The sequence below is a fragment of the Aurantimicrobium sp. genome, assembly GCF_036667855.1.
Lineage (GTDB): Bacteria > Actinomycetota > Actinomycetes > Actinomycetales > Microbacteriaceae > Aurantimicrobium.
Map to the genome: position 1 here is coordinate 1 of NZ_JAVWTF010000039.1, position 16780 is coordinate 16780.

Annotated in this window: 20 protein-coding genes; 15 read left to right on the top strand and 5 right to left on the bottom strand. The window is 55.8% G+C overall.

Annotated features, from left to right (window positions below):
* From yidD to RR877_RS07995, 7 genes are all read left to right on the top strand, one after another.
* A partial coding sequence (gene yidD, locus RR877_RS07965; protein WP_332627894.1) for a membrane protein insertion efficiency factor YidD occupies positions 1-190 on the top strand: 190 nt, incomplete at its 5' end.
* Between the two features lie 7 nt (positions 191-197).
* Positions 198-1154 carry a membrane protein insertase YidC gene (yidC, locus tag RR877_RS07970; RefSeq protein WP_110232569.1) on the top strand — a complete coding sequence of 319 codons (957 nt, stop codon included), beginning with the start codon at positions 198-200 and terminating at the stop codon, positions 1152-1154.
* Between the two features lie 2 nt (positions 1155-1156).
* Positions 1157-1660, top strand: a complete 504-nt coding sequence (locus tag RR877_RS07975; protein WP_110232570.1) for a R3H domain-containing nucleic acid-binding protein — start codon at positions 1157-1159, stop codon at positions 1658-1660.
* 14 nt (positions 1661-1674) lie between these two features.
* Complete coding sequence (gene rsmG / locus RR877_RS07980) at positions 1675-2301, top strand: 16S rRNA (guanine(527)-N(7))-methyltransferase RsmG (RefSeq protein WP_332627896.1); 627 nt, start codon at positions 1675-1677, stop codon at positions 2299-2301.
* Between the two features lie 36 nt (positions 2302-2337).
* Positions 2338-3291, top strand: coding sequence for an AAA family ATPase (locus RR877_RS07985; RefSeq protein WP_332627897.1), 954 nt, complete (start codon positions 2338-2340; stop codon positions 3289-3291).
* Complete coding sequence (locus RR877_RS07990) at positions 3278-4240, top strand: ParB/RepB/Spo0J family partition protein (RefSeq protein ID WP_280795787.1); 963 nt, start codon at positions 3278-3280, stop codon at positions 4238-4240. Before RR877_RS07985 ends, RR877_RS07990 begins: the two co-directional genes overlap by 14 nt.
* Before the next feature lie 67 nt (positions 4241-4307).
* Complete coding sequence (locus RR877_RS07995) at positions 4308-4823, top strand: GNAT family N-acetyltransferase (protein ID WP_332550603.1); 516 nt, start codon at positions 4308-4310, stop codon at positions 4821-4823.
* 30 nt (positions 4824-4853) lie between these two features.
* On the opposite strand, the gene RR877_RS08000 is transcribed toward RR877_RS07995, so the two are convergent.
* The 5 genes from RR877_RS08000 to RR877_RS08020 form a co-directional block, all read right to left on the bottom strand.
* A complete protein-coding gene (locus RR877_RS08000; RefSeq protein ID WP_332550604.1) occupies positions 4854-5795 on the bottom strand; it encodes a D-alanine--D-alanine ligase in 942 nt (313 codons plus the stop codon).
* 17 nt (positions 5796-5812) lie between these two features.
* Positions 5813-7132: a PLP-dependent aminotransferase family protein gene (locus RR877_RS08005; protein ID WP_332550605.1), complete on the bottom strand. Its 1320-nt coding sequence runs from the start codon at positions 7130-7132 to the stop codon at positions 5813-5815.
* An 81-nt stretch (positions 7133-7213) separates the two neighbouring features.
* The gene (trxA, locus tag RR877_RS08010; protein ID WP_110232575.1) at positions 7214-7540 is read right to left on the bottom strand and encodes a thioredoxin; all 327 of its coding nucleotides are present in this window, start codon (positions 7538-7540) and stop codon (positions 7214-7216) included.
* A 15-nt stretch (positions 7541-7555) separates the two neighbouring features.
* Complete coding sequence (gene trxB / locus RR877_RS08015) at positions 7556-8509, bottom strand: thioredoxin-disulfide reductase (protein WP_277494485.1); 954 nt, start codon at positions 8507-8509, stop codon at positions 7556-7558.
* A gap of 137 nt (positions 8510-8646) precedes the next feature.
* Entirely contained in the window at positions 8647-10629 is a 1983-nt protein-coding gene (locus RR877_RS08020) for a DUF6049 family protein (RefSeq protein ID WP_332550606.1), read from the bottom strand.
* A 61-nt stretch (positions 10630-10690) separates the two neighbouring features.
* On the opposite strand from RR877_RS08020, the gene RR877_RS08025 reads away from it, so the two are divergent.
* From RR877_RS08025 to RR877_RS08060, 8 genes are all read left to right on the top strand, one after another.
* Positions 10691-12115, top strand: coding sequence for a CCA tRNA nucleotidyltransferase (locus RR877_RS08025; RefSeq protein ID WP_332550607.1), 1425 nt, complete (start codon positions 10691-10693; stop codon positions 12113-12115).
* Between the two features lie 168 nt (positions 12116-12283).
* On the top strand, positions 12284-12661 hold the full coding sequence (gene rpsF, locus RR877_RS08030) for a 30S ribosomal protein S6 (protein WP_096382942.1): 378 nt from the start codon (positions 12284-12286) through the stop codon (positions 12659-12661).
* A gap of 5 nt (positions 12662-12666) precedes the next feature.
* Entirely contained in the window at positions 12667-13146 is a 480-nt protein-coding gene (locus tag RR877_RS08035) for a single-stranded DNA-binding protein (protein WP_110232579.1), read from the top strand.
* A gap of 64 nt (positions 13147-13210) precedes the next feature.
* Positions 13211-13474 carry a 30S ribosomal protein S18 gene (rpsR, locus tag RR877_RS08040; RefSeq protein ID WP_096382948.1) on the top strand — a complete coding sequence of 88 codons (264 nt, stop codon included), beginning with the start codon at positions 13211-13213 and terminating at the stop codon, positions 13472-13474.
* An 11-nt stretch (positions 13475-13485) separates the two neighbouring features.
* Positions 13486-13938: a 50S ribosomal protein L9 gene (gene rplI, locus RR877_RS08045; RefSeq protein ID WP_332550608.1), complete on the top strand. Its 453-nt coding sequence runs from the start codon at positions 13486-13488 to the stop codon at positions 13936-13938.
* Positions 13939-14403: 465 nt separating this feature from the next.
* A complete protein-coding gene (gene dnaB, locus RR877_RS08050; RefSeq protein WP_110232581.1) occupies positions 14404-15771 on the top strand; it encodes a replicative DNA helicase in 1368 nt (455 codons plus the stop codon).
* A gap of 39 nt (positions 15772-15810) precedes the next feature.
* The gene (locus tag RR877_RS08055; RefSeq protein ID WP_332550609.1) at positions 15811-16374 is read left to right on the top strand and encodes a hypothetical protein; all 564 of its coding nucleotides are present in this window, start codon (positions 15811-15813) and stop codon (positions 16372-16374) included.
* Positions 16371-16625 (top strand): hypothetical protein, encoded by a 255-nt coding sequence (locus RR877_RS08060; RefSeq protein WP_110232583.1) that lies wholly within the window; start codon positions 16371-16373, stop codon positions 16623-16625. The genes RR877_RS08055 and RR877_RS08060 overlap by 4 nt, the downstream gene beginning before the upstream one ends.
* Positions 16626-16780: the final 155 nt, after the last annotated feature.

The following is a 16780-nucleotide window of genomic DNA, read 5'->3' on the forward strand; positions in this document are numbered from 1 at the left end:
CTGCTCTCATTATGGACTTCAAGCACTGCAACAACGCGGTCTCATTGTGGGTTCTGCCTTAACACTGCGTAGGCTAGGGAGGTGCAACCCGTGGGCACTCGGTGGCGTCGATGATGTGCCGCCCGCGAAGCACAAGATTTTTACAGTCACAACACTAGGTTTCGTTGTGCTGAATCAAGGAAGGGCATAGCGCTCGTATGGATATCATTGGTGCAATTCTGTGGCCCATTAAGTGGGCTATTGAGCTAATCCTCGTCTTCTTCCACTGGTTGTTTACCAGCATGGGAATGGACCCTGCGGCAGGTGCTACCTGGGTTCTTGCCATCGTCGGCCTTGTTGTTGTCGTTCGCGCCGCCCTGATTCCGGTATTCGTCAAGCAGATCAAGAGCCAGCGCAAGATGCTGGAAATTGCGCCTCAGCTGAAGAAGATTCAGGACAAGTACAAGGGTAAGAAGGACCAGTTCTCCCGCGAAGCTATGTCTCGCGAGACCATGGAGCTTTACCGCCGCACGGGCAGCAATCCACTGAGTTCCTGCCTGCCCCTGTTGCTGCAGATGCCTATTTTCTTTGGTTTGTTCTCGGTATTGAACGAAGCACAGAACTCCAAGGCAGGTGTTGGTCCCCTGAACCAGCAGCTTGCTGAACAGTTTGGTTCTGCTTCGATTTTCGGTATTGCTCCACTGCACTCAACCTTTGTGAGCGCAATGAACGCTCAGCCTCAGCAGGTTGCAGTCATGGTTATCGCCATGGTGATGGTTGTGCTGATGACCGCATCACAGTTCATCACTCAGCTGCAGATCGTCTCCAAGAACATGTCAGAAGAGACCAAGGCGAGCCCCGCTTTCCGTCAGCAGCGCATCCTGTTGTACCTTCTCCCCCTTGTTTTTGCCTTCTCTGGCTTCACTTTCCCCCTCGGCGTCATGTTCTACTGGCTGGTGTCCAACTTCTGGACCATGGGTCAGCAGTTCATTGTGATCCGAAACATGCCCACTCCTGGTAGCCAGGCAGCTAAGGACCGCGAGGAGCGCCTTGCTCGCCGCGGCAAGCTCCCCAAGGGAACCACTGAAGTTATTGAAGTTGAAGCCCCTAAGCCAGCACAGCGTGCGCAGCCTGTTGGTAAAAACCGCGCAAAGAAGTCCGGAAAGAAGAAGTAATCATGTCTGAAGACCTCACTACTGAGCCCAAAGCAGCTCCGACCATCAAAGACCTCGAGAACGAGGGAGATGTTGCCGCTGACTACATCGAAGAACTCCTCGACATCGCTGATCTCGATGGCGATCTGGACATTGATGCCCGCAACGGACGTGCTTATGTATCCGTAACCGCATCAGAGCAGGGCAATGTCCGTGTTCTTTCTCGCCCCGAGACCGTTTCTGCCCTGCAGGAGCTCACTCGTTTGGCAGTTCAGAACAAGACTGGCCAGTACTCACGCCTCATTCTTGACGTGGGCGGATCACGCCAGACCCGCGAGCAGGAGCTCGCAGCCCTGGTTGATGCCGCAGCCGCACGCCTCGAAGCAGGGGCAGCTGCCGCAGCCCTTCCTCCTATGAGTTCCTACGAGCGCAAGCTTGTGCACGACCTGGTGAGCGAGCGTGGCCTGGTGTCACACTCCGACGGTGAGGGCAAAGACCGCCACACCGTTATCACCGCCGGCGCATAGTTTCACGTGAAACATTGACTCCCGAATATGAAGCGGAGCCAGCTCAAGCGGCTCTCGTGTTTGGAGATCAACTTGCTGTAGCCCGCCAATTTACGGCGAACTTGGCACAATATGGTGAGGAATTGGGCCTGATTGGCCCTCTCGAGCTCCCTCGTTTGTGGTCACGCCACATCCTCAACTGCGGCATTGTTGCGCCGTTGTTGAATGGTCGTGTGGGTGATGTGGGTAGTGGCGCGGGTCTCCCCGGACTGGTTCTCGCTATTGCCCGACCAGATGTCGAGTTTGTACTCATTGAGCCCATGGAACGTCGTACCGCGTGGTTGAACGACCAGGTTGCTGCACTCGATCTGAAGAATGTCACGGTTGTACGTGACCGAGCCGAAGATGTTCGTCGTGACGTTCTCTTAGATCAAGTCACGGCACGCGCCGTCAGTGCTCTCAAGAAGCTCATCCCTATGACTGCTCCCCTGGTTCGTCCAGGCGGAGAGCTTGTTCTGATGAAAGGTGCAGGCGCTGCTGCAGAGATTGAAGCTGCTGCCAAGCAGATCCGCGCTTTCAAACTCCAGAACGTTGAGGTTCTCACCCTGGGCGAGGGAATCCTCGATGAAGTAACGAGGGTGGTTCGGGCTACAGTTGAGTAGACCTCGTTCCGCACTCATTTGATCCAAAGGTTTCACGTGAAACATCCAGAAGAATCGATTGATACGTCACTCAGTGGCGTCGATTCTCCTTTGGCGCGCGAACTCAGTGATTTGACCGCTCGACGCCGCATTCTGGAGCGACCAGCGCCCCCACTTCCCTCTCGCCCCCGCGTTTTCACCGTGTCAAACCAAAAGGGTGGCGTGGGAAAGACCACGACGACGGTGAACATCGCTGCTGCTCTTGCCCGCTTTGGCGCAAAAGTGCTGGTTATTGATCTCGACCCCCAGGGAAATGCCTCTACCGCCCTCGGAATTGACCACCATGGCGATGTTCCCAGCATTTACGACGTACTGGTCGAAGGTAAGCCACTGAGTTCTGTTATTCAGAAGAGCACCGAGGAAGGCGAGCTCTATTGCGCGCCATCTAATCTCGATCTTGCCGGCGCAGAAATTCAGATGTTCAGCATCGAACGCCGCGAGTTTCTTCTTCGCGATGCTCTGGAACGTTTCTTCAATGAGCCCGGTAATGATTTCCACTACGTCTTCATTGACTGCCCACCCTCATTGGGCCTGCTCACCATCAACGCATTCTCCTCAGCACGTGAAGTTCTCATCCCCATTCAGTGTGAGTACTACGCCCTCGAGGGCCTTTCTCAGCTGCTGAGCACGATCGAGATGATTAATCAGGGACTCAACCCCTATCTTCAGGTCTCCACAATCTTGTTGACCATGTTTGATAGCCGCACTCGCCTGGCTCACGAAGTCGCCGCTGATGTGCGCCAGCACTTCCCCCAGCAGGTGCTCAACGCCGTCATTCCTCGCGCTGTGCGCGTTTCTGAGGCTCCGAGCTATAGCCAGACTGTGGTGAGCTACGACACCATGTCGGTCGGATCTATTTCTTATATCGAAGCAGCACACGAGATTGCCTTCCGTGGCGCCCCCGGAGCTGCCAGCACTACTACCCAGGAGGCCACACATGGCAACGAATAAGCGCACCGGCCTTGGCCGCGGCATTGGCTCACTCATTCCTACCGCCCCCACCTCCGAACGTCCCGTGGACGTGTTCTTCCCCGACCAGGTTGGCACCGGCGCCATTCCCGTGGTCGAGAACAATGACGCGGACCTCGTAGAGGTACCTGGCGCCCGCCTGGCTTTCATCTCCCCCAACCTGGTTGTTCCCAACCCTCAGCAGCCTCGTAAGGTCTTCAACCCTGAGGATCTGGCCGAACTGGTTCACAGCATCCGTGAAATCGGCATTTTGCAGCCCATCGTGGTTCGCACCATTCCTGGTTCTGAAAACTTCGAGCTCATCATGGGTGAGCGTCGTTTGCGTGCGTCTAAGGAAGTGGGTCTCGAACAGATCCCGGTCATCATCCGTGACACCGCAGATGAAGACATGCTCCGCGACGCTCTGCTGGAAAACCTCCACCGCTCTCAGCTGAACCCACTCGAAGAAGCCTCTGCCTACCAGCAGCTCATGGCTGACTTTGGTATTACCCAGGAACAGCTCGCTGAGCGCATTGGCCGCTCACGTCCCCAGATCTCAAACACCATTCGTCTGCTCCGCCTTCCACCCCTGGTTCAGAAGCGTGTGGCTGCTGGTGTTCTCAGTGCAGGTCACGCCCGTGCCATCTTGGCCGTGGGTGACCCTGACGCAATGCAGCGCCTGGCAGACAAGATTGTGAACGAGGACCTCTCGGTCCGCGCAGCTGAGGCCTTGGCCGGGGAAGCTCCCACTGCGAAGAAGCCTAAGCCCGTCGCGGGAACCCGTCGCGGTCACCTCGATGAGATCGCTGAACGCCTCGGAGATCGACTTGATACGCGAGTGAAGATTGCTCTCAGCGCGAAAAAAGGCCTGATCAGCATCGAATTTGCCACAATTGGTGACCTCAACCGCATCCTCACCGAACTGGGTGAGACTCCGTTCGGTCAGAACTAGATTCCACGTGAAACGTGGGCGATAAAATACTGATCCCTTCTTCAGTGAAGGGGCTTAGCATTGCTGTATGTACAAAGTCGCACAGCTCCACGATGATGATTTTCCCTACATATCTCAACGGTTAGACAGCTGGTGGGGCGGCCGGAATATGGCCGCTATGTTACCTAGGCTGTGGTTTAAAGATTTTTCACGTACCAGTTTCGTCATCAAAAACCCTGCAGGAAATCCGATTGCATTCCTCGTTGGATATATTTCTCCTCAAGACCCCGCCAAGGGGTACGTACATTTCATTGGTGTGGATCCTGATTACCGAAAAGCTGGTTTGGGACGCAAGTTGTACGAAAATTTTTCAGCGAAAGTCGAAGCCCTAGGTGTTACACGCATTGAAGCTGTGACGTCTCCTGTAAACACAACTTCCCTTGGTTTTCACGAAAGCCTTGGGTTTATGGCAAGGCAAAGTGATGGCGCATACGTCTATCCATCCCAGTCTGAACCACTCATCGATTTTGATGGAACCGGTGAAGACAGAGTCTTAATGGTTTGTCAGTTGCCGCTCAGCCGCAAATACGAAGTCAAGGGATAGTTTCCACGTGAAACGTGGGCGGGAAACCGCCTAGTTAGCTGCTGCGCGTGCGAGTGCTTCGTATAGCTGACCGAGGTCAACGCCCGAAGCTTCGATAGCCAGTGGGGCACTCGAGGTCTCGGTCAGACCTGGAAGTGCATTGGCCTCTAGGAACCAGGGTTCACCTGCCTCGTCCACGATCAGGTCAATGCGCGAGAGCTGAGACAGGCCCAGAGTGTCGTGCGCAGTGACGGCAGCAGCGGAGATCTTTGCTGCAATCTCATCTGAGACACGTGCGGGAACGAAGAACGTGGTTTCCCCGGCGTTGTAACGAGCCTCGAAGCTGTAGACGCCGTCTAGAGGGACGATTTCTACCGCAGGCAGGGCAGTAGCCCCAGTTGCACCGTCTGTGACCGTCACGGCCACCTCAGTGCCCGCAATGAACTTCTCTACAAGTGCGACGTCGTGGTAGGTGAAGGCATCCACCATGGCACGGGGGAGATCTTCTGACTTAGTCACAATGGAAACACCCTGCGCGGACCCACCCGAAGCAGGCTTCACCACGACATGATTTCCCAGTTCAGAGGCAATTAATTCCAAAACAGAACCAGCGCCAAGCTCACGGAATGCTTCACGTGCAACGGTGATCGACGGCGCGGTCCTCACACCAGCGCGTGAAACCAAGGTCTTGGCCACAGGCTTGGACCAGGCCAGACGAGCTGCGGAAGCGGAGGGGCCGACGTAGTTGTAACCAGCAGCATGCAGAAGATCCAGCACAGCACCGTCTTCACCACTGGATCCGTGCAGTGCAGGCCACACCACATCAGGGTTCAGGTTCTTGAGCGTGGCAAACAGGTTGGCATCGGGGTCAATGATGGTGACGTTGTGGCCGCGCGCGGTCAATGCGTCGGCAACGCGACGCCCAGAGCGCAAAGACACCTCACGCTCGTGAGAAATACCACCGGAAAGAACCGCAATGTTGAGAGATGACATAAAAAGCCTCGTTTTCGTTAGCTCAGGTCAGGTGGTGGGGCGATGACGTTGTCATCACCGGCCGCAGCGGTGAGAGAACCAGTGCCAGCAAAGTCAGCCAGCAGGTCCAGTTCTCCACGAATCACGGTGGCAAGACGGCGGATGCCGATCTTGATGTTCTCGGGGGTGGGGTAGCAGAAGGACAGGCGGATGTTTTGACGTCCGCCACCGTCTGCGAAGAACGCGGTACCTGGTGTGTAGGCAACCAATTCGGTCACCGCACGAGGCAGCATCGCCTTGGAATCAAGGTTTTCGGGCAAAGAGCACCAGATATAGAACCCACCGTTGGGCACATTCCAGCTCAAGTCAGGCAGGTGTTCTTCCAACGCTTCGAGCATGGCGTCACGGCGCTCTTTGTAGACACCACGGAAGGTTTCAATCTGACCCTTCCAGTCGGCCTGGCTCAGATACTCCGAAATCACCATCTGGCTGAACGAGCTGGGGCACAAAATCGCTGCTTCAGCCGCCAACACAAGCTTTTCGCGGATGGCGTGGGGGGCGAGAGCCCAGCCCACGCGGAATCCGGGAGCCAATGTCTTGGAGAACGACCCTAGGTAGATCACACCATCTTCGTTGAGTGAACGAATAGCGGGCGGAACGTCCTCTTCAAAGGAGAGCAAACCGTAGGGGTTGTCTTCCAGGATGAGAATGCCGTTGCTCTGGCAAATCTCGAGGATTTCGGGGCGGCGCTCAGCAGAAAGAGTCACACCAGCAGGGTTGTGGAAGTTGGGGATTGTGTAGAGGAACTTGATGGTGCGGCCAGAGGCCTTCACGTCAGCGATGGCTTCGCGCAGTTTCTCAGGAATGAGACCGTTCTCATCCATGAGAACGTGCACAACATCTGCCTGGTAGCTGCGGAACACACCAATAGCACCCACATAACTGGGGGCTTCGGCCAGAATCACGTCACCGGGATCAATGAACAGCTTGGTCACCAGATCCAGCGCCTGCTGGCTACCGGTGGTGACAACCACATCATCCACCGAGGCGGAAATGCCTTCGAGAGCCATGATTTCCAGGATTTGATCGCGCAAAGCAGGAACACCTTGGCCTGAGCCGTATTGCATCGCCATCGGGCCGTTGTCGCTCATGACCTTTTCGAGAGCACCATTGACCAGCGACTCAGGAAGCGCGCGAACATACGGCATGCCACCGGCAAGAGAAACAACTTCGGGACGAGAGGCCACCGCGAAAAGGGCGCGCACTTCAGATGCGCTCAGCCCTGCAGAACGGCTGGCGTAGTGATTGAACCAGGGGTCAAGGTTTGTTCCTTGACGAGTCTCGTTTGTCTCGGCCACAGAACAATCGTAGTTGGGATTAATAGGGCTTAACTGCCGAAGGCCGCCCGAGATACTCAGGCGGCCTTCGAAAAGAGCAATTTAGCCGATGTAGTCAGCGAGATCGTGCTCGAGTGCTGGCTTGGGCTTGGCACCGATGATGGTCTTGGTGACCTCACCGTTGACGAAGACCTTCATCGCAGGAATCGAGGTGATCTGGTAAGCCATGGCGGTCTGAGGGTTCTCATCCACGTTGAGCTTGACGATCTCGATCTTGTCGCCGTGCTCGGCACGAATCTGGTCGAGGATGGGTCCAACGGCGCGGCAGGGGCCACACCATTCAGCCCAGAAGTCAACGAGAACGGGCTTGCCGCTCTTGAGGACGTCTGCGTCGAAGCTTGCGTCAGTAACTGCGGGTGCTGCAGACATGATTTCTCCTTGGTATTAGTTGTTTTCGGCCTGCGCGAGCAACTCGGCAGGAAGTGACTGGAGGTAGTGCTCTGCATCGAGTGCAGCAACAGTGCCACTCGCCGCGGCGGTAACAGCCTGGCGGTAGGTGGGGTCCACCACGTCACCGGCAGCAAAGACACCGGTGAGGTTGGTCTTGGAGGTGCGACCCTTCACAGCAACAGTTCCCTCTGGTGCAAGGTCTAACTGGCCGTGAATGAGCTGGGTACGAGGGTCATTACCGATGGCAATGAACAATCCCTGCAGTTCAACCTCACTGAGATCACCGGTGACGGTGTTCTTGATAGTTACTCCGGTGAGAGCCTCGGCACCATTGAGCGACTCAATGGTGGAGTTCCACAGGAATTCGATCTTGGGGTTCGCCAGAGCGCGGTCCTGCATGATCTTCGATGCACGCAGGGTCTCTGAGCGGTGAATGACATAGACCTTGTCCGCAAAACGGGTGAGGAAGTTTGCTTCTTCCATGGCGGAGTCGCCACCGCCGACAATGGCCACCGTCTTCTGGCGGAAGAAGAAGCCATCGCACGTTGCACACCAGGAAACACCGTGACCGGAAAGACGGTCTTCGTCAGGAAGGCCGAGCTTGCGGTTGGCAGAACCGGTAGCAAAAATCACGCTGAGGGCTTCGAAAGTCTGGCCACCACCGGTGGTCACGCGCTTGATTTCACCAGCAAGTTCAACGCTGACCACGTCATCCATCAGGATTTCAGCACCAAACTTCTCAGCCTGCTCCTGCATCTTCATCATGAGTTCAGGACCCATGATTCCCTCGGGGAAGCCAGGGAAGTTTTCAACTTCAGTGGTGTTCATGAGCTCGCCGCCGGCTTCAACAGAAGAAGCGATGACGAGGGGCTTGAAGTTTGCGCGAGCAGCATAGATCGCAGCGGTGTAGCCAGCTGGACCCGAACCAATGATGATGACTTGACGCACAAAAACTCCAAGAAAAGAAAGAGTGTGCCCGAACGTGCAGGCACAGATGTAAACCCAGTCTACCGGCCGGTTATTCCCGAAAGTCGGAGATATGTCGGGTGCCGTAAGTGAATACTCAGTGAATATTCCGGTAAAGCTTAGGAAGCTTCTGGGGATCCAGTCTTTCGACGGCGCAGGGTGCGAATAACACCTGCGGTTAGCAGGCCAACAAAGGCAAGAGCAACAGCGCCCAAGCCCCAGGTTTCCCAATCTGCACGCACGTTGATGGGGATGGAGACGGGTTCACCGATGGCTACGCCATCCACTGATTGCAAGCTCACGGTCAGGACAGAACTGCCGTTGCTGACCTGTGCTTGAACAGGAATTTGTGCTTTGGCCTGGGATTCTGGCTGGATGGTGACCTTTTCAGATCCTTTGACAATCAACCGAGCGTTGTTGGGATCAGCATTGACCACAACCGTGACGGGCTGAAGCAAACCGTTGTAAACAGAGAGAGGAATGTTTGCCTGACCGCCCACCATGTTGATGGTGCTGCTGGTCACAACAGAAACCGAGTTCAACACTTTCTCAGATGAGCGCAAGCTCTCGCCCACAGCAGTGGACCAGTCAGAATTTCCCAACCAGCCCACAGACAACACGGCAGCGAGTTCGCGGGTGGCGGGGTTGGTAATTAGCGAAGGATCTTCAGCAATGGTGGAAAAGGCGGAAACTGCAGCATTTCGGGCCAACAAGTTACTGACAACCGAGATCCGCTGAGAAGACTCGGGGGAATCAACAATCTCCAGGGCAGAGCTTGCTGAGGCGAGGCCAGATGACATCGTGCCAGTGCTCACCCATTCCTGAGTCAGCAGAGTGTCCAGAGTGAGTCCAAGTTTGGTCAATCCGGTAATGCTGAATGTTTCTCGTGGAAGAGCAGCAAAGGAGCGGCCGCCCTGGCTTTCATCAACTGAGGACACCGCCAAGTAAGAGGCAGCTCGGGAAACATCGTTGTGGTTCAGTGCTGAACTCAAGCCGGTGAGGGTGACCACACTGGGCAGACCACCGGCAACACCGGCAGACATGTCGTTTCCGTTGACATTTGTCGAAGACAGAATCGCAGTAGTCAGCCCGCTTGCGGAGAAAATTCCCAGATCAGAACCAATTACTGAGGACGCAACAGGCCATGCCACGTCATTCAAAGTGGGGGTGAACACAGCCGCAGTGGGCAGGGGAGCTGCCGTGGGGCTAGGGGTTGCCGACGGAACCGCTTCCACGACAGGGACGATGACGTCCGTGGTGGAAGGGGTAATCAGCGCCGATGCGCCTGATTGTGCCTGTGCTGAAATATCTGCATCGGCGTAGGCCAGCAGGAAGCTTTCATTGGGCAACGAAGTCAGCACACCCAGCCACGACAAGACGGTTTCAGGTGCTTTCTCACCCAGAGCTTCGATCGAGGCGAGGATGCGGGGGTCAACAGCCAACACAACGGGGCGACCACGTGCAACATCGAGCTGCCTGGTCAAGATTCCGCTGGGACCAGTGAGCTCGGTCAATTCCTCTGCGGTGAGCAAACCTGAGGTGCTGGGCGGGGGAACAATCGGCAAAATCCCTGTAAATGCTGTCTTTTCGGGAGTTACCGCCGTTGTCCAGACAAACGAGGAACGAGCAGAACCCACGCTGTCGCCACCGACCTGGTAATCCACGGCCAGACCTCGAACACCCCAGATTCCTCCGAAACGACCGGAAGAAAGAGGTAATTCGATGACGACGTCAGCGCTTTTGCCGGCGGCAATCTCGGGGACATCAGCTGTGGCGAGGTAGCGACCGGGCTGTGCGTCATTGTCTTCGGCTGCAAACCAGGCATCAAGATCAGCAACGGTGGACAGCGCTGCCGAAGGTGCGGTGAAGATGGCTTCACCTGCGGCCAGTGTCCCGGAACCCGAGTTGGTTACATTTACGGTGACGGTGAGGTTTTGGCCAGGGGATGCGCTCACCGTTGCGGGGGTAAGAACAACGCTGACAGATTCGTCAGCGTGTGCCTGAGGAAGATTCGAGGAAGCCAGTCCAGCAACGAGAAGGAGCAGGGCGACGAAGGCTGCTGAAAACGACATCGTGACGCGTCGAATCAGCAGGGAAGGCATCCTGCCATTGTAGGCGTCGCAACTGAATAACTCCCTGACGCTCCCCGTAGAATGGCGGGAAATGCACAGTGCAGCCTCCGCCATCGAATCACTTACTCAGTTGAGTAAGTCGCCCAGCGTTTCACGCTTGGCGGCAGCATTTGCCGATGCCGGATACGAACTTGCCCTCGTGGGCGGTCCAGTCCGTGATGCGTTCTTGGGCCACGAGGTGCATGACCTGGACTTCACCACGAATGCGCTGCCTGATGACATCATCCGTGTGGTGGAACCCATTGCAGAAGCGCACTGGGACATCGGCCGCGACTTTGGCACCATCGGTGCTCAAATTGCGGGCGAGAAGGTCGAAATCACGACCTATCGTGCCGATCAATATGACGGCAAGACGCGCAAGCCTGTTGTCGCCTTCGGCGACAGCCTCGAAGAAGATCTCACCAGGCGCGACTTCCGCGTCAACGCGATGGCCGTTCGGCTACCTGAATTAGTTCTGGTCGACCCCTCCGGTGGTGTCGAAGACTTGATGGCGGGAATTCTTCGCGCACCCAAGTCGGCAGAAGTCTCATTCACCGAAGACCCCCTGCGCATGATGCGTGCAGCCAGGTTCTCTTCTCAACTGGGATTCCAGTTGGACGAGGAAACCGAATGGGCGATGACCGAGTTCGCGAGCTCCATCGAGAACATCTCAGCAGAGCGCGTGAACGAAGAGCTGTGCAAACTCCTGCTCACCGACAAGCCACGTGCCGGTATTGAACTGCTCGTGCGCACGGGAATCGCCAGTTACGTCTTGCCTGAAATTCCTGCCCTGCGCCTGGAAGTAGACGAACACCACCACCACAAAGATGTCTACGAACACAGCTTGACGGTGCTGGAACAAGCCATTGATCTCGAGAAGGAACGCCACCCTGGCGAACCCGCCGATCTCACCCTGCGTTTGGCTGCTCTTCTGCACGATATTGGCAAGCCCGCCACGCGTCAGCTGGAATCTGGTGGAGCAGTGAGCTTCCATCACCATGACTTGGTGGGCGCAAAGCTGTCGGTCAAGCGCATGAAAGCACTGCGCTTTGATAAGGAAACCACGCAGAACGTGGCACGCCTGATTGAACTGCACCTGCGCTTCTTTGGCTACTCCGATGCTGCCTGGAGCGATTCGGCAGTGCGACGCTATGCCCGCGATGCTGGCGAACTGCTCGAACGACTTCACATCTTGACCCGTGCAGATGTCACAACGCGCAACAAGCGCAAGGCAGATCGCCTGTCCTTTGCCTATGACGACCTCGAGAACCGCATTAAGGAACTCTCCGAGGCTGAAGAGATGGCGGCAGTGCGCCCCGATCTCAACGGTGAAGAAATCATGGCCATCCTGGGCATCCCTGCCGGGCGCGAGGTCGGCGAGGCCTACAACTACTTGCTCAACGTTCGCTTGGACGAGGGGCCCATGGGGGCCGACCTCGCCCGCGAACGCTTGCTCGCCTGGTGGGCAAACCGCTAGTTCAAGCCGATTCCGGGCTTACTCGGATTGGATTAACGGAGCACCCCGGTCTAGACTGGGGAAGTTGTCTGTGCGCCGGAAATATCCGGCCTCCTCAGATGGCACATGCACAACCCTCCTGATACAGACCGTCTGTATCCGTTTTAGTCCGAAGGAGGTGGGTTAGTCATGCATCAGTACGAGTTGATGGTCATCCTCGATCCAGAGATCGATGAGCGCACCGTAGCTCCCAGCCTTGACAAGTTCCTCAACGTCATTCGTAACGATGGTGGAACCATCGAGAACGTTGACATCTGGGGTAAGCGTCGTTTGGCTTACGAGATCAACAAGAAGTCCGAGGGCATCTACGCCGTCGTTAACTTCACGTCTAGCGCCGACGCAACTGTCGAGCTCGACCGCCAGCTGAAGCTTTCCGAAGCTGTCATGCGTACCAAGGTTCTGCGCGCAGAGGAAGCCATTGCTATGGTTGCCGCTGCTGCAAAGCTCGCTGACGAGAAGGCTGCCCGCAAGGCTGCTGCTCCCGCCAAGGCTTCGAAGGACGCGTAAGTAACATGGCCGGCGAAACAGTCATCACCGTTGTGGGAAACCTCACGAGTGACCCCGAACTGCGTTACACGCAGAACGGACTCGCAGTCGCCAACTTCACCATTGCCTCTACTCCGCGCAATTACGATCGCGCATCAAGCGAGTGGAAAGATGGCGAGGCTCTCTTCCTTCGTGCCAGCGTCTGGCGCGAGTTTGCCGAGCACGTCGCAGGCAGCCTGACTAAGGGCTCCCGCGTCATCGCAACTGGTCGACTCAAGCAGCGCTCGTATGAGACCAAGGAAGGCGAAAAGCGAACAACGATCGAACTCGAAGTAGATGAGATCGGTCCTTCGCTTCGCTACGCCACGGCAACTGTGAGCCGCGCGGCATCCTCGGGTCGCCCCGGAGTCCCTGCAGGCAACGACGAACCTTGGGGTTCGCCTACGGCACCTGCAGCAGACCCTTGGAACACCCCCGGTATCCCCGCAGACGATACGCCGTTCTAAACAATCCTCTTCAGGCTCAACGCACGTTGATCCTTGATAAAAAATTTACGAAAGTTAGGTAATCATGGCTGGAAAAGCTAGCGGCGGAGCCCGCAAGCCACTCCGCGGTGGCAAGGGCGCTAAGGCTCTCGCACCTGCGAAGGCTATCCGCGTTGGTGTGATCGACTACAAGGACGTCGCCACTCTTCGCAAGTTCGTTTCTGAGCGTGGAAAGATCCGCGCTCGCCGTATCACCGGTGTTTCTGTCCAGGAGCAGCGCCTCATCGCCAAGGCAGTTAAGAACGCCCGCGAGATGGCTCTTCTTCCCTACGCAGGCGCTGGCCGCTAAGGAGTTCGAACATGTCTAAGTTGATTCTTACGAATGAAGTCTCCGGCGTTGGTTCGGCAGGCGACGTTGTCGAGGTAAAGGATGGTTACGCACGTAACTACCTCATTCCTCAGGGCCTCGCAGTTGTATGGTCCCGTGGCGGCGAGAAGCAGGTTGAGCAGATTCGTGCCGCTCGCACCGCTCGCGAACTCGCAACCCTCGAAGAGGCACAGGCTCTCAAGTCCAAGATCGAAGGCACCAAGGTCAAGCTTGCTGTCAAGACTGGTCAGGATGGTCGTCTCTTTGGTTCCGTCAAGACCGAGCACATTGCTGCTGCAGTGGAGAGCGCCGGTATCGGTGCAATCGACAAGCGCAAGATCGAGATTGCGAACCCCATCAAGTTCACTGGTGAGCACGAAGCAACCGTTCGTCTGCGTGACGACATCGTTGCAACTATCACCATCCAGGTTGTTGCTGCAAAGTAATTCCTGAACAGAACTACAAGGGCGGGAAGCTTCGGCTTCCCGCCCTTTTCTGTTTCCAGAAGTTTTGTGTAAGCAAAATGCGAGCCCTGGAGCCCCAATGGGGGTACAAATACCTGTTTTAAGGGGTCAACTTTATGCACAGAAAGCCGAATTTTCCCCAAGCTTAAACACATGCTTGAAGGAAATTAATGTTCACACCCGTTGATAACTAAAAACCCAGTTCAGAGTCAATAAATTAGGTAAACTTTTTACTTTGTCCACAGCGTTACCCCCAGTTTATGAACAGTCTCACCGGCGTTTCTTGAGATTCATGCACAGAGTTATCCACAGGTTCATTTGGTTGTGGTTGAAGGTGTTCCTACAGTTGGGATACAACTCTCAATAGGCCTGTCACAGACCATTGTCAGAGGAGAAGGTTACAGTTCAGATAACCCACCTGCACAGTCAACGGAAGGACACGTGAGCATGTCGATTGCCCACCTTGGTTCTCCAGGAGACTCTCGCGAAAACTGGCAGGGCGAACGGACTCCCCCGCACGATCTACTGGCGGAGCAAAGTGCTCTCGGCGGCATGCTGCTCAGCAAAGACGCTGTGGCAGACGTCGTCGAGATTCTTCGTGGCAACGATTTCTACATCCCCAAGCACGAAGTCATCTTCGATGCTGTGATGTCGTTGTATTCACACGGTGAACCCACCGATGTGATCACCGTCACCGACGAGCTCACCAAGTCCGGTGAACTGGGCCGTGCTGGTGGTGCGGAATACCTGCACACTCTCACCGCACTCGTTCCCACTGCAGCGAATGCTGGTTATTACGCCAACATCGTCTCCGAGCGCGCACTATTGCGTCGTCTGGTTGAAGCCGGAACTCGCATCGTGCAGATGGGGTATGCCGGTGAAGGTGAAGCTGTTGACCTGGTCAACACCGCTCAGGCAGAGATCTACCAGGTCACCGGTTCTGTCGAAACCGAAGATTATGTTCCCCTGACGGACGCGGTGGACACCGCAATTCTTGAGATTGAGGCTGCAAAGGGTCGCGACGGTCAAATGACCGGAGTTCCCACCGGCTTTGCTGACCTGGATGAGCTCACTAACGGTTTCCACCCCGGTCAGCTCATCATTGTGGCAGCGCGTCCTGCGTTGGGTAAGTCGACTCTTGCACTGGACTTCTGCCGTGCTGCGTCGATCAAAAACAACCTTCCCGCCATCTTCTTCTCTCTCGAAATGGGTAAGTCGGAAATCGCGATGCGTCTGCTCTCGGCTGAAGCCTCTGTTCCTCTGCAGAACATGCGTAAGGGAACAGTAGATAACCGCGACTGGACCACTATCGCCAGCACCCGTGGCCGTATCAACGATGCCCCCTTCTACATCGATGACAGCCCCAACATGACCCTGGTTGAAATTCGCGCAAAATGCCGTCGCCTCAAGCAGAAGGTCGGCCTGAAGATGGTCGTTATCGACTACTTGCAGCTGATGACTTCCGGCAAGAAGGTCGAAAGCCGTCAGCAAGAAGTCTCTGAGTTCTCACGTGCACTCAAGCTCATGGCAAAGGAACTCCAAGTTCCCGTTATTGCCCTGTCCCAGCTGAACCGTGGACCGGAACAGCGTGCAGATAAGAAGCCAGCTATCTCGGACCTGCGTGAATCGGGATCGCTCGAGCAAGACGCTGACATGGTGATTCTTCTGCACCGTGAAAGTGCATACGAAAAAGAGAACCCCCGCGCTGGCGAGGCAGACTTCATCGTGGCCAAGCACCGTAACGGTCCAACCGCGACAATTACAGTCGGATTCCAGGGGCACCTCTCCCGCTTCGCCGATATGCCCAAGGTTTAACGGGAATTTCACTCTCTCGTTCGGTCGTAGACTTAAGCCGTGGCAATCGCTGACAACTCTCTAACTCGTGTGGGTAACGCACTTATTTTGCGTTCCATCCCCGCGTTGGTAGCTGCTGTCGTGATCACTTTCTCGCGCAACCACGCTGCAGTTGTCGGCCTCACCGTATTTGTCGGGTTTGCCTTCTTGCTGGCGTCCACTCTCATCTTCACCGTCATGTCTGTCCCGCTTGAGGGGTTGAACCGAACTCTGGTTGGAATTCAAGCGATAGCCACTGTCGTTGCTGCGGCTATCGCCTCTGCAACGCTCACTGGCGGTCTTCCTGCACTTCTGTTGGTGCTGAGTATCTGGGCTGGAATCACCGCAGCACTTGAGCTTTATGCCGGTTATCGCGAAAGCAACCGCACGGTTGCTAAAGAATGGCTCACTATCGGTGGGTTCACAGCAATCTTGGCCATTATTGAAGCAGTTGTTCCCATGAATGACGTCTATGCCGTGGGCATCTTTGGCGCATATGCAGCCATCGTGGGTGTTTACCAAGTCATTGCCGGCATTTCACTTCGTTCCGATGCACAATCCACAACCCGTAAGGTTTCCTCATGACCACTCCCACTCTTCGCGATCGCTTGAAGCCCGTTGAGCTACTGATTGTCTCGGCACTACTGGGACTCTTCACTGGGTTGGTTGTGTTGATGTCCTCACGTGACCTCATCCTCAGCAGCATTTCATTTGGTGCCGTGTTTATCGTGTGCTTGGTTTCGATGGCCATGTTTGTGCTGGCAATCAAGCCCAATAAGCAGGAGCTGCTTGATATCGAAGAGCAGGATCACTCACCCGAGAAATCTGCTCACTAAGTCTCTAATCAAGAAAGCCCCTCTTGCGAGGGGCTTTCTTTCGTTAATTCTTACTTGAGGTAGTCAACCAAGTCAGAAGCCAGACCCACATAGCCCGCAGGAGTGAGCTCGAGCAGACGAGCCTTGGCTGCGTCACCAATCTCGAGGCCAGAAAC

What these genes read in the sequence shown, in the direction of transcription:
- yidC (WP_110232569.1), top strand. Translation starts at nt 198, where the DNA reads ATGGATATCATTGGTGCAATTCTGTGGCCCATTAAGTGGGCTATTGAG.
- RR877_RS07975 (WP_110232570.1), top strand. Translation starts at nt 1,157, where the DNA reads ATGTCTGAAGACCTCACTACTGAGCCCAAAGCAGCTCCGACCATCAAA.
- RR877_RS07990 (WP_280795787.1), top strand. Translation starts at nt 3,278, where the DNA reads ATGGCAACGAATAAGCGCACCGGCCTTGGCCGCGGCATTGGCTCACTC.
- RR877_RS07995 (WP_332550603.1), top strand. Translation starts at nt 4,308, where the DNA reads ATGTACAAAGTCGCACAGCTCCACGATGATGATTTTCCCTACATATCT.
- RR877_RS08000 (WP_332550604.1), bottom strand. Translation starts at nt 5,795, where the DNA reads ATGTCATCTCTCAACATTGCGGTTCTTTCCGGTGGTATTTCTCACGAG.
- trxA (WP_110232575.1), bottom strand. Translation starts at nt 7,540, where the DNA reads ATGTCTGCAGCACCCGCAGTTACTGACGCAAGCTTCGACGCAGACGTC.
- RR877_RS08020 (WP_332550606.1), bottom strand. Translation starts at nt 10,629, where the DNA reads ATGCCTTCCCTGCTGATTCGACGCGTCACGATGTCGTTTTCAGCAGCC.
- RR877_RS08025 (WP_332550607.1), top strand. Translation starts at nt 10,691, where the DNA reads ATGCACAGTGCAGCCTCCGCCATCGAATCACTTACTCAGTTGAGTAAG.
- rpsF (WP_096382942.1), top strand. Translation starts at nt 12,284, where the DNA reads ATGCATCAGTACGAGTTGATGGTCATCCTCGATCCAGAGATCGATGAG.
- RR877_RS08035 (WP_110232579.1), top strand. Translation starts at nt 12,667, where the DNA reads ATGGCCGGCGAAACAGTCATCACCGTTGTGGGAAACCTCACGAGTGAC.
- rpsR (WP_096382948.1), top strand. Translation starts at nt 13,211, where the DNA reads ATGGCTGGAAAAGCTAGCGGCGGAGCCCGCAAGCCACTCCGCGGTGGC.
- rplI (WP_332550608.1), top strand. Translation starts at nt 13,486, where the DNA reads ATGTCTAAGTTGATTCTTACGAATGAAGTCTCCGGCGTTGGTTCGGCA.
- dnaB (WP_110232581.1), top strand. Translation starts at nt 14,404, where the DNA reads ATGTCGATTGCCCACCTTGGTTCTCCAGGAGACTCTCGCGAAAACTGG.
- RR877_RS08060 (WP_110232583.1), top strand. Translation starts at nt 16,371, where the DNA reads ATGACCACTCCCACTCTTCGCGATCGCTTGAAGCCCGTTGAGCTACTG.